Source organism: Streptomyces sp. BYX5S (assembly GCF_054724165.1).
In genome coordinates this window covers 6,695,575-6,710,659 of sequence record NZ_CM138829.1, presented here as the reverse complement: position 1 = coordinate 6,710,659, position 15,085 = coordinate 6,695,575, and the positions used below count along the sequence as shown (strand labels likewise).

At 71.7% G+C, this 15,085-nt stretch carries 11 protein-coding genes; 9 read left to right on the top strand and 2 right to left on the bottom strand.

What is annotated here, in order from left to right; all coding sequences use genetic code 11:
- Positions 1 to 29: 29 nt before the first annotated feature.
- From ACYBSK_RS30195 to ACYBSK_RS30180, 4 genes are all read left to right on the top strand, one after another.
- On the top strand, positions 30 to 653 hold the full coding sequence (locus ACYBSK_RS30195; protein WP_460244016.1) for a hypothetical protein: 624 nt from the start codon (positions 30 to 32) through the stop codon (positions 651 to 653).
- A gap of 191 nt (positions 654 to 844) precedes the next feature.
- The gene (locus tag ACYBSK_RS30190) at positions 845 to 1,039 is read left to right on the top strand and encodes a hypothetical protein (RefSeq protein WP_457480407.1); all 195 of its coding nucleotides are present in this window, start codon (positions 845 to 847) and stop codon (positions 1,037 to 1,039) included.
- Positions 1,040 to 1,098: 59 nt separating this feature from the next.
- On the top strand, positions 1,099 to 4,167 hold the full coding sequence (locus ACYBSK_RS30185; protein WP_460247128.1) for a helix-turn-helix transcriptional regulator: 3,069 nt from the start codon (positions 1,099 to 1,101) through the stop codon (positions 4,165 to 4,167).
- 39 nt (positions 4,168 to 4,206) lie between these two features.
- Complete coding sequence (locus tag ACYBSK_RS30180) at positions 4,207 to 4,425, top strand: DUF6191 domain-containing protein (protein WP_460244015.1); 219 nt, start codon at positions 4,207 to 4,209, stop codon at positions 4,423 to 4,425.
- Here ACYBSK_RS30180 and ACYBSK_RS30175 read toward each other — a convergent pair.
- The gene (locus ACYBSK_RS30175) at positions 4,418 to 5,593 is read right to left on the bottom strand and encodes a PQQ-dependent sugar dehydrogenase (RefSeq protein ID WP_460247127.1); all 1,176 of its coding nucleotides are present in this window, start codon (positions 5,591 to 5,593) and stop codon (positions 4,418 to 4,420) included. The two genes, ACYBSK_RS30180 and ACYBSK_RS30175, sit on opposite strands and share 8 nt — an antisense overlap.
- A 132-nt stretch (positions 5,594 to 5,725) precedes the next feature.
- Complete coding sequence (locus ACYBSK_RS30170; protein WP_460244014.1) at positions 5,726 to 6,760, bottom strand: aldo/keto reductase; 1,035 nt, start codon at positions 6,758 to 6,760, stop codon at positions 5,726 to 5,728.
- Between the two features lie 179 nt (positions 6,761 to 6,939).
- Here ACYBSK_RS30170 and ACYBSK_RS30165 point away from each other — a divergent pair, with 179 nt between their 5' ends.
- From ACYBSK_RS30165 to ilvC, 5 genes are all read left to right on the top strand, one after another.
- Complete coding sequence (locus tag ACYBSK_RS30165; protein WP_460244013.1) at positions 6,940 to 7,878, top strand: 2-hydroxyacid dehydrogenase; 939 nt, start codon at positions 6,940 to 6,942, stop codon at positions 7,876 to 7,878.
- Between the two features lie 486 nt (positions 7,879 to 8,364).
- Positions 8,365 to 11,178 carry a putative bifunctional diguanylate cyclase/phosphodiesterase gene (locus ACYBSK_RS30160; protein ID WP_460247126.1) on the top strand — a complete coding sequence of 938 codons (2,814 nt, stop codon included), beginning with the start codon at positions 8,365 to 8,367 and terminating at the stop codon, positions 11,176 to 11,178.
- A gap of 265 nt (positions 11,179 to 11,443) precedes the next feature.
- Positions 11,444 to 13,294, top strand: a complete 1,851-nt coding sequence (locus ACYBSK_RS30155) for an acetolactate synthase large subunit (RefSeq protein WP_457480403.1) — start codon at positions 11,444 to 11,446, stop codon at positions 13,292 to 13,294.
- A gap of 26 nt (positions 13,295 to 13,320) precedes the next feature.
- Positions 13,321 to 13,845, top strand: a complete 525-nt coding sequence (ilvN, locus tag ACYBSK_RS30150; protein WP_425829179.1) for an acetolactate synthase small subunit — start codon at positions 13,321 to 13,323, stop codon at positions 13,843 to 13,845.
- A gap of 83 nt (positions 13,846 to 13,928) precedes the next feature.
- Positions 13,929 to 14,930 carry a ketol-acid reductoisomerase gene (gene ilvC, locus ACYBSK_RS30145; RefSeq protein WP_457480401.1) on the top strand — a complete coding sequence of 334 codons (1,002 nt, stop codon included), beginning with the start codon at positions 13,929 to 13,931 and terminating at the stop codon, positions 14,928 to 14,930.
- Positions 14,931 to 15,085: the final 155 nt, after the last annotated feature.

Below are 15,085 nucleotides of genomic sequence, written 5' to 3'. Positions count from 1 at the left end.
TCTCAGACTCCACCCCTACCGTGCCGTGCATGACTACGAAGACTGAGGCACAGCGCGACGCCGAGACGCGGGAGGAGGGCACGGAGGCCACCGCCCCCGAGGCCACCGAGGAGAGCACCACGGAGGCCAAGGACGTCGAGGCCACCCAGGACGCCGACGCCGCCGGTGCCGCCGACGACGGGACCACCGACGACGCGGCCGCCGAGGCCGCGGCGGAGGCGGAGCTCGAAGCCCTCGCCAAGGCCGAGGCCGACAAGCCGACCGGCGTCGGCCAGGGCGCGTGCGCCATCGCCTCCGTGGCCCTCGGCATCGTCGCCCTGAGCGGCAACTGGCTCGGCACCGTCGCCTCGGCCCGCCAGCAGCTCATCGGCCAGCTGAACACCGCGTCCAACGCGAGCATCGCCAAGCAGGTCTCCGCGGTCTACGGAGAGGCCTGGCACTCCGCCGCCCTCGTCGGCGGCGCCTTCTCGCTCGTCGCCCTGCTCGTCGCGGCGGCCGTCCTGGCCCGCCCCGCGTTCGGCGCGCCCGGCAAGCCGCAGGCTCCGTGGATCAAGTCGACGGCCTGGGCCGGACTCGCGGTCGGCGTCATCGGCCTGCTGCTCGCCGTCGCCAAGTACACCGACCTCATCATGGGCCTGCCGAGCACCAGCTGAGGCCACCCCCACCTGCGGCACGAGCCGCCTAAGGCACCCCGTGGGCCGCGTCTAAGGAGGCGCGGCCCACGAACATGCGGCACTCTCCCGATGTGCCGCACCCCCCTGGGAGACGAGAGTCGAGGCATCACGTCGAGGCCTCGCGAAGAACGCTCCGCGAGAGCCGCAGCGATCGTCACCAGGGAGACGACATGTTCGAGTACGAACTCCACCAGCTCCGCTCCGCCGAACTCATCGAGCGCGCCGACCGCTTCCGCCTCGCCCGCTCCGTCCGTACGCAGGCCAAGGCCCGCCGCGCGGAGCGCCGGGCGCACGGCGGCCAGGACGCGGAGGGGCGGGTGAGCACCGAGCGCGCCCGTGGACGCCGCGCGCCCCGCACCGCGTGAGCGCCGCCGCCGGGGTCGGCGAGGCCGAAATCCTCGCCGCCCTGTCAGGCCCGTGTGCGATGCTCAGCGATGTGGAGACCCGGTCCGTCAGCCCGGTGTTCGTCGGCCGCGCCGATGAACTGGGCGTACTGAACAAGGCCCTTGCCCGGGCCGAGGCCGCCGAGCCGCAGGCGCTGCTGCTCGGCGGCGAGGCAGGTGTGGGCAAGACGCGGCTCGTCGAGGAGTTCGGCGCGGCCGCCCGCGCGCGGGGCGCCGTCGTCGTCACCGGCGGCTGCGTCGAGATCGGCGCCGACGGGCTGCCGTTCGCCCCCTTCTCCGCCGCCCTGCGCGCCCTGCGCCGGGCACTGCCCGCCGAACTGGCCGCGGCGGCCGCCGGCCGCGAGGAGGAACTGGCGAGGCTGCTTCCCGAGTTGAGCGACCAGGACGGCCGGGGCTTCGACCGCCGCGGCGACGAGAGCGCCACCGCCCGCCTCTTCGAACTCACCGCCCGGCTCCTGGAGGGCGTGGCGGCCGAGCACACCGTGGTCGTCGTCCTCGAAGACCTGCACTGGGCGGACGCCACCACCCGCCACCTGCTCAGCTACCTGTTCCGTACGCTGCGCGGCGGCCGCCTCGCCGTCATCGCCAGCTACCGCGCGGACGACGTGCACCGCCGCCACCCGCTGCGCCCCCTGCTCGCCGAGCTCGACAGGCTGCGCACCGTCACCCGCATCGACCTCGGCCGCCTCAGCCGCGACGAGGTGGCCCGCCAGGTCGCCGGAATCATGGCGGCGGAGCCCGAGCCCGCGGTCGTCGACGACATCTTCCGCCGCTCCGACGGCAACGCGTTCTTCGTCGAGGAACTCGCGGTGTCCGCCGCCGAGGGCCGCGCCACGGGCCTGACGGACTCGCTGCGCGACGTCCTCCTCGTCCGCGTCGAATCGCTGCCCGAGACCACCCAGCGCGTCGCCCGGATCTGCGCGGAGGGCGGCTCCACGGTCGAGTACCCGCTGCTCGCCGCCGTCGCCGGGCTCGGCGAGGACGAGCTGATCGAGGCGCTGCGCGTCGCCGTCGGGGCGAACATCCTGCTCGCCTCCCCGGAGGGCGACGGCTACCGCTTCCGCCACTCGCTGGTCCGCGAGGCCGTCAGCGACGACCTGCTGCCCGGCGAGCGCTCCCGCCTCAACCGCCGCTACGCCGAGGCCCTGGAGGCCGACCCGGCGCTGGTCCCCGCCGACGCGCGCGTGACGCGCCTGGCCAGCTACTGGTACCACGCGCACGACGCGGCGAAGGCCCTGCCCGCCGTCCTCGACGCGTCCGTGGCGGCCCGCCGCAGGCACGCGTACTCCGAGCAACTGCGCCTCCTGGAGCGGGCGATGGAGCTGTGGGACGCGGCGCCGCGGGAGATCCGCGCCGGCCTGCGCGCCGGCGACCACGCCATCGCCTACTCCGCCGGCGACCGCGACCCCGCCGTCACCCCGCTCGACTACCTGGACCTGCTGTCCGAGGCCGCCGTCGCGGGGCGTCTGTGCGGGGAGCGCGAGCGTGCGCTCAAGATCGGCAGGCGGGCGCACCGCATCCTGGAGGAGGCCGAGGAGAGCGGCCGGGCGGATCCCCTGCGGGCCGCGTGGTTCCACATCCAGAACTCCAAGATCGTCTCCCATGTCGGCCGCGGCGACGGATGGGACGAGATCGCCACCGCGCAGGAGCTCGTCCGCGGCCTGCCGCCGTCCGCCGTGCACGCCGAGGTCCTGGTGAACGTGGCCGCCTGGGGCATGCTGCACAGCCCCGGAGCCACGACCCTCGCCGCCGCCGAGCGGGCCGTCGAGTACGCGCGCATGGTCGACGACGCCGAGGAGGTCGAGCTCCACGCGCGGCTCGTGCGCGGCGGACTCCTCGTGGACACGGGCGCCGTCGAGGAGGGCCTCGCCGAGATGTACGACGTCCGCGAGCGCTCCTTCGGGCACGGCCTGACCGCCCGCCTCGTCAACGTCAACGTCAACCTGCCGTCCCACCTGGAAGGCGTCGGGCGGTCCGCCGAAGCCGTGCGCGTCTGCGAAGAGGCCATCGATCTGTGCCGCCGGTACGGCCTCGCCGACAACAAGGGCTGGGTCCGGTCCAACCTGGCGGAGTCCCTCGTCTCCCTCGGCCGCTGGGACGAGGCGTCCGAGGTGGCCGACTGGGTGAGCCGGCGCTACGGCCTCAGCGACAAGCCCCGCGGCAGCGCGTGCGCGCACCTCGCGGTGATCGCGCTCGGCCGCGGCGCCCTCCAGGAGGCCGCCGGCCACCTCGACGCGGCCAACGGCTACTACGGCGCGCACGACCCGCAGCCCCAGTACTCGCTGCCCCGCGCCCACCTCGCGCTCGCGCTCGCCGCAGCGGAGGGCCGCGTCCTCGACGCCCGTGCCGTACTCGACCGGCTGGTCGAGGCGGGCCTGCCGCACTCCATGCACCGCTACCTGTGGCCCCTCCTGCGCACCGCCGCGGCCGCCGAGGCCGACGCCCGCGGCCTGCCCGCTGCCGACGCCGGGCGCGCCGCGGCGATCGACCGGATCAGGGCCGCCGCCGAGCGCCAGGCCACCTTCGTCCCGGTCTGGCAGGCGTACGACCTGTGGGTGCGCGCCGAGCTGCTGCGCGCGCAGGACCGCGACACCCCCGACGACTGGGCCGCCACGGTCACCGCATTCGACCCGCTCGACCGCCCCCACGACCTGGCCCGCGTCCGGCTCCGCCTCGCCGAGTCGCTGGTCGCGCGGGGCGCCGAGGACGACCGCGACCGTGCCACGGAGCTGCTGCGCCGCGCCGGGGCCGTCGCGGACCGCCTCGGGGCGCGCCCGCTCGCCGAATCCGTCGCGCTGCTCGCCCAGCGGGCCCGCCTGACCCTGGCGGCCGACGCGCCGCGGCGCAGCGCCCCGGCCGACGCCGCCGAGGAGTTCGGCCTCACGAGCCGCGAGCGGGACGTGCTGGGGCTGGTCGCCGCGGGCCGCAGCAACCGGCAGATAGCCGAGGAGCTGTTCATCTCGCCGAAGACGGCCAGCGTCCACGTCTCCAACATCCTCGGCAAGCTGGGCGTCGCGGGCCGCGGCGAGGCGGCGGCCCTCGCCCACCGCCTGCACCTCCTCTCGGCGCAGGGGGCTCCCGTACGCTGACGGGGAGGGCCCGGTCGGGCCCCGCCGTCTGGAGGCGCCGTGTTCAACATGTTCGAGGAACTGTTCGCACCCGGCCGCAAGCACACCAACGACGAGCGCAAGCGGCTGGAACTGACCCGCGTCGACCTCAACGACGGCGACCCGGGCCGCGGCCCGATAGACCTCACCTCGGGCAAGGTCGTGGTCCGCCCGCCTCAGGCGCAGACCCGGGCCCCGGAGCCGGAGGCGGCTTCCGACTCCGACGAGGGCCTCAGCTGACCTTCAGCTCCAGGATGCGGTCGTCGCCCTTCTCCGGGGTGCCGCGGGTGTCCGTCTCGCTCGTCACCAGCCACAGCTTGTCGCCGCCCGCCGGGACCACCGTGCGCAGCCGTCCGTACTCGCCCTCCAGGAACGCCTGCGGGTCGTGCGCGGCCTTCGTGCCGTCGAGCGGGATGCGCCACAGCCGCTCGCCACGCAGCCCGGCCATCCACACCGATCCCTTCGCGTACGCGATCCCGCTGGGCGAGGCCTCCGACGTGCGCCACTGGGCGACGGGGTCGTGGTACTCGTCGCCGTCGCTCCTGCCCTCGGCGTCCGGCCACCCGTAGTTGTCGCCCGCCACGATGTGGTTCAGCTCGTCCCAGGTGTCCTGCCCGAACTCGGAGGCCCACAGCCGCTTGTCCGCGTCCCAGGCGAGACCCTGCACGTTGCGGTGCCCGTACGAGTACACGGGGGAGTCGTCGCCGAACGGGTTGTCCGGCGCCGGGTCGCCGTCCGCCGTGAGCCGCAGGATCTTGCCGCCGGGGGAGTCCTTGTCCTGCGCCAGCTCCGTCTTGTACGTCTCGCCCGTGCCCACGTAGAGCAGCTCGTCGGGGCCGAACGCGATCCGCCCGCCGTTGTGGTTGGTGCCCTTGGGGATGCCCCGGAACACGGTGTCGGGAGCGCCCAGCTGCTCCCCGGCGGGCTTCTTCTCGTCGTACATCATCCGTGCGATGCGGTTGTCCGACTCGGTCGTGAAGTACGCGTAGACCATGTGGTCGGAGGCGTAGTCGGGGGAGAGCGCGAGGCCGAGGAGCCCGCCCTCGCCACCGGCGGCCACCCCCGGCACCTCGCCGAGGACCGTTTTCTTCCCGGTCTCCGTGTCGACACGGGTGATCGTGCCCTCGTCGCGGGAGGAGACGAGCAGACCGTCCTCGGGCAGCGGGGCGAGCCCCCACGGCGACTTGAGCCCCGTCGTGACCGTGCGCTCGACGCTCACCGAACCCTTCGCGGGCGGCACGTCCTTCTTCGGTGACGAGGAGCCCTTCGACCCGCTCGCGCTCGGCGCGGACGTCTCGCCCTTGCCCGGCGGGGTGCCGTCACCGGAGCTGCACCCGGCCGTGAGCAGGAGCGCGGCACAGGCGGAGAGGGCCAACGCGGGCCGCACTGCTGGTCGTTGCACGATCAGGATCCCTTCGACACGAAGCTCTGCCGTTCACACACCGCTCTACCGTTCAAACACCGCACACGCCGCTCAGGTTCCCGAACCCGCCGCACCGAACCGCAGCACCGAACCCGCCGCGCCGGAGCGGGGCCCCGCTCAGTCCCACGAGCCCTGCGCCGCCGGCAGTCCCGCGATCTCCGACAAGTCCGCGGGCGTCAGCCGCAGTTCGGCCGACGCCGCGTTCTCCCGCGCCCAGCGCTCCTGCTTGGTGCCCGGAACCGGCACCACGTTCTCACCCTGCGCCGACACCCAGGCGAGCGCCACCTGGGCCGGTGTCACCTGCGCCCCGTGCCGCGCGGCGACCCGGCGCAGGCCCGCTACGATCGGCTGGTTCGCGGCCATCATCTCGGCGGTGAAGCGGGGGTGGCGGGCCCGGACGTCGTCCGGTTCGAACCCACTGCCGGGGGTGAGCGTGCCGGTCAGGAAGCCGCTGCCCAGCGGCATCGCCGCGAGGAACCCGATGCCGCGCGCCGCACACCACGGCAGCAGCGCGTCCCGCGCCTCCGGCGACCACACCGACAGCTCGGCCATGACCGCGCTCACCGGGAACACCTGTTGCACCCGCTCCAGCTGGCGGATCGTTTCGGCATGCACCGCGGCCCGCGCGCCCCGGCCACCGCGCCGTGCCGTCCGCGCACCCACCGCGCAGAACCCCAGCGACCGCACCTTGCCCGCGCCGACCAGCTCCGCCATCGCGCCCCACGTCTCCTCGACGGGCACCTCGGGGTCCGCGCGATGCAGTTGGTACAGGTCGATGACATCGGTCTGGAGCCGCCGCAGCGACGCGTCGCAGGCCCGCTTCACATAGCCCGGCCTGCCGTTGGCCACGATGTGCTGCTCGCCGACCAGCAGCCCCACCTTCGTCGACACGAAGGCCTCCGCCCGCCGCTCCTTGAGCACCCGCCCCAGCAGCAGCTCATTGGTGAAGGGCCCGTACATGTCCGCGGTGTCGACCAGGCCGCACCCCCGGTCCAGAGCGGCGTGCAGGGCACGCAGTGACTCCTCGCCGCGCTGCCGCGAACGGGTGTACGCCCAGCTCATCGGCATGCAACCGATTCCGACGGCGCCCACGTCGAGGCCCGTCGTACCGATCGCCCTGCGCACATCTGCGGCGTTGTCGTCAATCACCATCGCTCCGCGATGCCTCAATCCTCCGCCTTGCAGCTGCACGCACCAGCCCCCGCTTACCCGCACCGATCCATGACGGCCGCTCGTACGCGACCTGATCCGCCGGACAGACCCTGGCCCCTCCCGACGAGGTCCCCAACCTAACCTCTGTACCTTCACGTGCCTGACATAGCCTCCTGACCATGACTGGTGACGTGTGGCTGCCCTTCCCCGCCGACGAGATCCCGGGCCTCCCCGACGGGCTCGACTACCGCTTCTGGAACGGTGAACCCGACTTCCCGGCCGACCCCACCGCGTGCGCGTACTACGTCGTGCCCTACATGAAGCCGCAGGGCGTCGGCGTGCGCCCGCTGCCGGAGATGACGTCCGTACGCGCCGTGCAGACGCTCTCCGCGGGCGTCGACCACGTGCAGAGCGGCCTGAAGTACCTGCGTCCGGGCGTGCAGTTGTGCAACGCGCGCGGGGTGCACGACGCCAGCACCGCCGAACTCGCGCTCACGCTGATCCTCGCCTCCCTGCGCGGCATCCCCGACTTCGTGCGCGGGCAGGACCGCGGCGAGTGGCGCGGCGGATTCAGGCCCGCGCTCGCCGACAAGCACGTGCTCGTCGTGGGGTACGGAGCCATCGGGTCCGCCATCGAGGACCGGCTCACTCCGTTCGAGGTCGCGCGGGTGACACGCGTCGCGCGCTCCGCCCGTACAACGGAGCGCGGCCCCGTGCACCCGCTCGCCGAACTGCCGGAGCTGCTGCCCGAGGCCGACGTGGTCATCCTGGTCACGCCGCTCACCGAGGACACCCGCGGCCTCGTGGACGCCGAGTTCCTCGCCCGCCTCAAGGACGGTGCGCTGCTCGTGAACGTCAGCCGCGGCGCCGTCGTCGACACCAAGGCACTCCTCGCGGAACTCGACACGGGCCGCATCACCGCGGCCCTCGACGTCACCGACCCCGAACCGCTGCCCCAGGAGCACCCGTTGTGGCAGGCTCCGGGTGTGCTCATCTCGCCGCACGTGGGTGGCCCCACATCCGCCTTCCTGCCGCGCGCCAAGCGCCTCCTCGCCGCCCAACTCAACCGGTTCGCGGCGGGGGAGCCGCTCGAGAACGTCGTGCTCACCATCGACTGAACCGTCCGCCCCACGGCCAACTCCCGGGCCGCCGCGCACCGTTCCCGGGCACGCTGTGCGCCCGTCCGAATGCACCCCGTGCCCATTCCGCGCTCGCATCGTGCCTGGTCGTCACGGAGAGTAGAGGAACTATGTCCCTGAGTGACGAGACTGGTGTATCGTCCCGACTGGGGCAGCGCCGTGCCAGCACGCGGCGCCGGGGATGAGTGACGGACTGCGAGGGGGGCGACGGGCGATGCACGGCCTATGGGCGAACGATCCGACGCGGCGGGGCCGCCGACGGCGGTCTTGTACGGTGACCCGCGCTCCGATGCGGGGCCGAAGTCCGGGCTGCCGCAGGACACATGCGCATCGGACCGGCCCGCGCGGCGGCCGCAGAAGGCATCCGCAGGCAGGGCAGCGAAGGCGGGACGTGGGGGTCGCCCCGCTGACCGAGGCGGCCCGGTGAGTACGCACCCCACGCCGACGACGGCCCTGGGCGCCTCGATGTACTCCGGCGGCCAGGCCCCCTCCCGCGCGCCCCAGCGCGGCGGTGCGGGGGTCCAGTTGTTCCTCGCCGTGCTGTGCGCCGGATACGCCACAGGCTCCGCGCTCGGCTGGGGCTCCGACCGACTCGCCCTGATCATGGGTGACTTCGGCCTGAGCCTCGCGGCCGCGATCGCCGCCGTGTCGAACTTCGTGTACGCGCGCAGCAGGCGCAGCCGTTTTCGACCCGCCTGGCTCCTGTTCGCGTTCTCCTCGCTCATGGCGAGCTTCGGCAACGGGGTGTGGGGCTGGTACGAGGTCGTCCTGCGCGCGCCGGTGCCGACCCCGAGCTTCGCCGACCTGTTCTTCCTCTGCTTCGCGCCACCCGCCATCATCGGCCTGCTCGTGCTGGCCAAACGGCCCGTGACCAAGGCCGGCTGGATCTGCCTCGGGCTCGACGCGTGGCTGATCGCCGGGTCCCTGATCACGCTCTCCTGGAGCCTGGCCCTCGCGCACACGGCCGAGTTCGAGGGCCAGAGCGTCACCCGCACCGCGCTCTCCCTCGCGTACCCGCTGCTCGACATCGCTCTGGTCAGCATGGTGCTCGCGCTGCACTTCCGCCGCTCGCCCGGCAATCGCACGGCGGTGAACACGGCCATCGGGGCGCTCGCGCTCACCGTGATGTGCGACGCCCTGTTCACCTCGCCGCTGCTGCACGCCAGTTACCGCTCGGGCGAGATCCTCGACGCCGGCTGGTTCGCCGGGTCCCTGCTGCTCGCCTACGCGCCGTGGGTGGGGACGCGCAGCGGCGAGCGGGACGAGGACCGCGCGCCCGCCCCGGGCAACCGCTACCAGGTCAGCTACACGCGCCCGATCTCCGGCTCGCTCGCCGCGCTCACCCCGTATCTGGCCGCCGCGGTCTGCACGTTGGGGATCCTCTACAACGTGCTCAACGGACACCGGGTGGACCGCGTCGTGCTCTTCACGGCCTGCACCGTCGTCCTGGCCCTCGTCATGCGCCAGGGCATCATGCTGCTCGACAACATCACGCTCACCCAGGAACTGGCGCAGAAGGAGAACCACTTCCGCTCCCTGGTCCAGGGCTCCAGTGACGTCATCATGATCGCGGCGCCCAACGGGATACTGAGATACGTCAGCCCGGCCGCCGCGGGCGTCTACGGACGCGACGCGGAGGAGCTCGTCGGTTCCGAACTCGCCTCGATCATCCACCCCGAGGACCTCGGGCGTGTGATGCACGAGGTGCGCAGATTCCTCGCCGCGAGCCAGGTCGAGGAGCCCACCACGCGCATCGAATGCCGTTTCCGCTCCGGCACCGGAGCCTGGCTGAACGTGGAGTCCACGATCAACCGCCACCACGGCGGTCTGATCCTCAACAGCAGAGACGTGACCGAACGGGTGCGCCTCCAGGCCCAGTTGCAGCACAATGCGGAGCACGACCCGCTGACCGACCTGCCGAACAGGTCGCTGTTCACCAAGCGGGTCGGACAGGCCCTGTCGGGGCGGCGGGCCGGCGATCTGGGCACCGCCGTGCTCTTCATCGACCTCGACGGCTTCAAGCAGGTCAACGACACGATCGGCCACCAGGCGGGCGACGAACTGCTCGTGCAGGCGGCAAGAAGGCTGGCCGACTCCGTGCGGTCTTCAGACACCGCGGCCCGTCTGGGCGGTGACGAGTTCGCGGCATTGATCGTCGGTGACGGCGGTCGGGATCACACCGCCAGAGAACAGCAGATCTACGAGCTGGCCGACCGGCTCAGAATCGCCCTGTCCCAGCCCTACACGATCGAGGGGCGGGAGGGGGTGCGGGTCGCCGCCTCCATCGGCGTCGCCTTCGCCGAGCCGGACATCACGGCGGGCGAGCTGCTGCGCAACGCCGACCTGGCGATGTACCGGGCGAAGGCCGCGGGCAAGGGCCGCGTCGAGCTGTACGCGCCGCAGATGCAGGCCGACGTCGTCCGCAAGGCCGAGCTGGCCACGCGGCTCCGGTCGGCCTTGCACGAGGGCGAGTTCGCGCTGCTCCACCAGCCGATCGTGTCGCTCGACGACGGCCGGATCACGGCGGTCGCCGCCCAGGCCAGATGGCGCAGCGCACAGGGCATCCTCTTCACGCCCGCCGAGTTCCTGCGGGTGGCCGACGACAGCGAGCGCACCGCCGAGCTCGGCCGCTGGATGCTGGAGGAGGCCGTCGAGCAGGCCGCCGAGCGCGGGCACAGCGGGCATGCGACACCGGTCGCCGTCCGGATCAGCGCGCGCAGGCTCCTCGACCGGGCCATGCCGCTCGGCTCGATAGAGGCGCTGCTGACCCGGCACGGGCTGCCCTCCGGCGCGCTCATCATCGAACTGGCGGACAGCGACCCCAGAGTGCCGCTCGACGAGCTGGAGCGGCGTCTGACGGCTCTGCGGCGCCTCGGTGTCCGGATCGCCCTGGACGGGTTCGGCAGTGGCTATGCGGCCATCACGGCGCTGCGCCGCCTCCCGGTCGACGTACTGAAGCTGGACCGCTCGCTCATCGAGGGCGTCGTCGAGTCGGCGCGGCTGCACAAGATCACCAGTGGGCTGCTGCGGATCGCCGGGGACCTCGGGCTCAGCTCCGTCGCGGACGGCGTCGACCTGCCCGAACAGGTGGCGGCGCTGCGCTCGATGGGGTGCACGCACGGGCAGGGCATGGCGTTCTCCGGGCCGCTCGACGAGTACCGGCTGCGCCGGGCGCTGGTCCTCGGGGAGTACCCGGTGCCCGCGGGGCCCGGAGAGCCGGTGTTCGCGGGCGCACCCGCGCTGCGCTCACATAATGAGACGGCTGTCCCACCCACTTGACAGGCCATGTGCGCCGGGGGGAGGGTCAGTGCCATGCGCACCCGAATTCTCGTACTTGGAAAGCGCGTCGGCTGAAGCTGGGACCACTGGTTCGAACACCGGAAACCCAGCGACCGCACCCGGCGCGCTCCCCTCGCTTGCCTCACGGCACGAGGGGTTTTTTGTTGCACGGGTGCCGGTTCAGCTCCACCGCCGACCGCCCGACAAACTCGTAAGACCCTGCACAACCCTCGCAAAAACCCTCAGCATCGAGAAGAGAATGCCGATGACCGAGCAGGCCACCGGGGCCAGCCAGCCGCAGCCGCGGCCCCGTTCCGGAGGACAGCAGTCCGCGCCCGTCGAGCACGTCACGGGTGCGAAGTCCCTCATTCGCTCGCTTGAGGAGGTCGGGGTCGACACCGTATTCGGCATCCCCGGCGGCACGATCCTTCCGGCGTACGACCCGATGATGGACTCGAGCCGGGTGCGCCACGTGCTCGTCCGTCACGAGCAGGGTGCGGGCCACGCGGCCACCGGTTACGCGCAGGCCACCGGCAAGGTCGGCGTCTGCATGGCCACGTCGGGCCCGGGTGCGACGAACCTGGTGACGCCGATCGCCGACGCGATGATGGACTCGGTGCCGCTCGTCGCGATCACCGGCCAGGTCGTCTCCAAGGCGATCGGCACGGACGCCTTCCAGGAGGCGGACATCGTCGGCATCACCATGCCGATCACCAAGCACAGCTTCCTGGTCACCAAGGCCGAGGAGATCCCGCAGGCCATCGCCCAGGCCTTCCACATCGCCTCGACCGGCCGTCCGGGCCCCGTCCTCGTGGACATCCCGAAGGACATCCTCCAGTCGCAGACCACCTTCTCGTGGCCGCCGCAGCAGGACCTGCCCGGCTACCGCCCGGTGACCAAGCCGCACGCCAAGCAGATCCGCGAGGCCGCGAAGCTGATCACCAACGCGAAGCGGCCCGTCCTCTACGTCGGTGGCGGCGTCCTCAAGGCCCGCGCCACCGCCGAGCTGAAGATGCTCGCCGAGCTCACCGGAGCGCCCGTCACCACCACCCTGATGGCGCTCGGCGCATTCCCCGACAGCCACCCGCTGCACGTGGGAATGCCGGGCATGCACGGTGCGGTCACCGCCGTCACCGCGCTGCAGAAGGCCGACCTGATCGTCGCCCTCGGAGCCCGCTTCGACGACCGCGTCACCGGCAACCTGGACAGCTTCGCGCCGTTCGCCAAGATCGTGCACGCCGACATCGACCCGGCGGAGATCGGCAAGAACCGCGCCGCCGACGTGCCGATCGTCGGTGACGCCCGCGAGGTCATCGCCGACCTGATCCAGGCGGTCCAGAAGGAGCACAGCGACGGTCACGCCGGCGACTACAGCGCCTGGTGGAACGACCTCAACCGCTGGCGCGAGACCTACCCGCTCGGCTACGACCAGCCCGCGGACGGCTCGCTCTCCCCGCAGCAGGTCATCGAGCGCATCGGTGAACTCGCCCCCGAGAACACGATCTTCGCGGCGGGCGTCGGCCAGCACCAGATGTGGGCCGCGCACTACATCCAGTACGAGAAGCCAGCCACCTGGCTGAACTCGGGCGGCGCCGGGACCATGGGCTACTCGGTCCCCGCCGCGATGGGCGCCAAGGCCGGCGCCCCGGACCAGACGGTCTGGGCGATCGACGGCGACGGCTGCTTCCAGATGACCAATCAGGAGCTGACCACCTGCGCCCTGAACAACATCCCGATCAAGGTCGCCATCATCAACAACGGCGCCCTCGGGATGGTCCGCCAGTGGCAGACGCTGTTCTACAACCAGCGCTACTCGAACACCGTGCTGCACGCGGGCCCGGACGGCGAGACCCCGCCCAACAAGGGCACCCGCATCCCGGACTTCGTGAAGCTCAGCGAGGCCATGGGCTGCTACGCCATCCGCTGTGAGCGCCCCGAGGACCTCGACAAGTGCATCGAGGAGGCGAACTCGATCAACGACCGCCCGGTCGTGGTCGACTTCATCGTCCACGAGGACGCCATGGTGTGGCCGATGGTCGCCGCCGGCACCTCCAACGACGAGATCATGGCCGCCCGGGACGTCCGCCCCGACTTCGGCGACAGCGAAGACGACTGAGAGCCGCAGGAGAAGGAACCAAGACCATGTCCAAGCACACGCTCTCCGTCCTCGTCGAGAACAAGCCCGGTGTCCTGGCCCGGATCACCGCCCTCTTCTCGCGCCGCGGCTTCAACATCGACTCGCTCGCCGTCGGTGTCACCGAACACCCCGACATCTCGCGCATCACCATCGTCGTGAATGTCGAATCGCTCCCGCTCGAACAGGTCACGAAGCAGCTCAACAAGCTGGTCAACGTCCTGAAGATCGTCGAGCTCGAGCCCGACTCGGCCGTGGCCCGCGAGCTGGTGCTCGCCAAGGTCCGCGCCGACAACGAGACGCGCTCGCAGATCGTCGAGATCGTCCAGCTCTTCCGCGCCAAGACCGTGGACGTCTCCCCGGAGGCCGTCACCATCGAGGCCACCGGATCCAGCGACAAGCTCGAGGCGATGCTCAAGATGCTGGAACCCTTCGGCATCAAGGAGCTCGTCCAGTCCGGCACCATCGCGGTCGGCCGCGGCTCGCGCTCCATCACCGACCGGAGCCTGCGGGCGCTCGACCGCACCGCGTAGCTCGCATAGCGAGACCCCCGAACCTTCCTTCCGCACCCCGCCGTACGGTGGGACGCAACACCAGCACACCAAGGAGAACCCCAGTGGCCGAGCTGTTCTACGACGACGATGCCGACCTGTCCATCATCCAGAACCGCAAGGTCGCGGTGATCGGCTACGGCTCCCAGGGCCACGCCCACGCGCTCTCGCTGCGCGACTCGGGCGTCGACGTGCGCGTCGGTCTGCACGAGGGCTCGAAGTCCAAGGCGAAGGCCGAGGAGCAGGGCCTGCGCGTGGTCACGCCGTCCGAGGCCGCGGCCGAGGCCGACGTCATCATGATCCTGGTCCCGGACCCGATCCAGGCCCAGGTCTACGAGGAGACGATCAAGGACAACCTGAAGGACGGCGACGCGCTGTTCTTCGGCCACGGTCTGAACATCCGCTTCGACTTCATCAAGCCGCCGGCCAACGTCGACGTCTGCATGGTCGCCCCCAAGGGCCCGGGTCACCTGGTGCGCCGCCAGTACGAGGAGGGCCGCGGCGTTCCGTGCATCGCGGCCGTCGAGCAGGACGCCTCGGGCAAGGCGTTCGACCTCGCCCTCTCCTACGCGAAGGGCATCGGCGGCACGCGCGCCGGCGTCATCAAGACGACCTTCACCGAGGAGACCGAGACCGACCTCTTCGGCGAGCAGGCCGTTCTCTGTGGTGGCACCGCCGCGCTGGTCAAGGCCGGTTTCGAGACGCTGACCGAGGCCGGCTACCAGCCGGAGATCGCGTACTTCGAGTGCCTGCACGAGCTGAAGCTCATCGTCGACCTCATGTACGAGGGCGGCCTGGAGAAGATGCGCTGGTCGATCTCCGAGACCGCCGAGTGGGGCGACTACGTCACCGGCCCGCGGATCATCACGGACGCCACCAAGGCCGAGATGAAGAAGGTCCTCGCCGAGATCCAGGACGGCACGTTCGCCAAGAACTGGATGGACGAGTACCACGGCGGTCTGAAGAAGTACAACGAGTACAAGACCCAGGACGAGAACCACCTCCTGGAGACCACCGGCAAGGAGCTGCGCAAGCTCATGAGCTGGGTGAACGACGAGGAGGCGTAAGCCTTCCGACAACGGGCCGCGGCCGAGCCGCGGCCCGTTGTCCATTCCGTCCAGCCTCGGACGAGTGATCCTTCCGGGGAGGCGCAAGACGCCCTCCCCAGCGCCACTACACTGCTGACTACATTCGCGTTGGGCCCACAGCGTCGTGCGTCTTC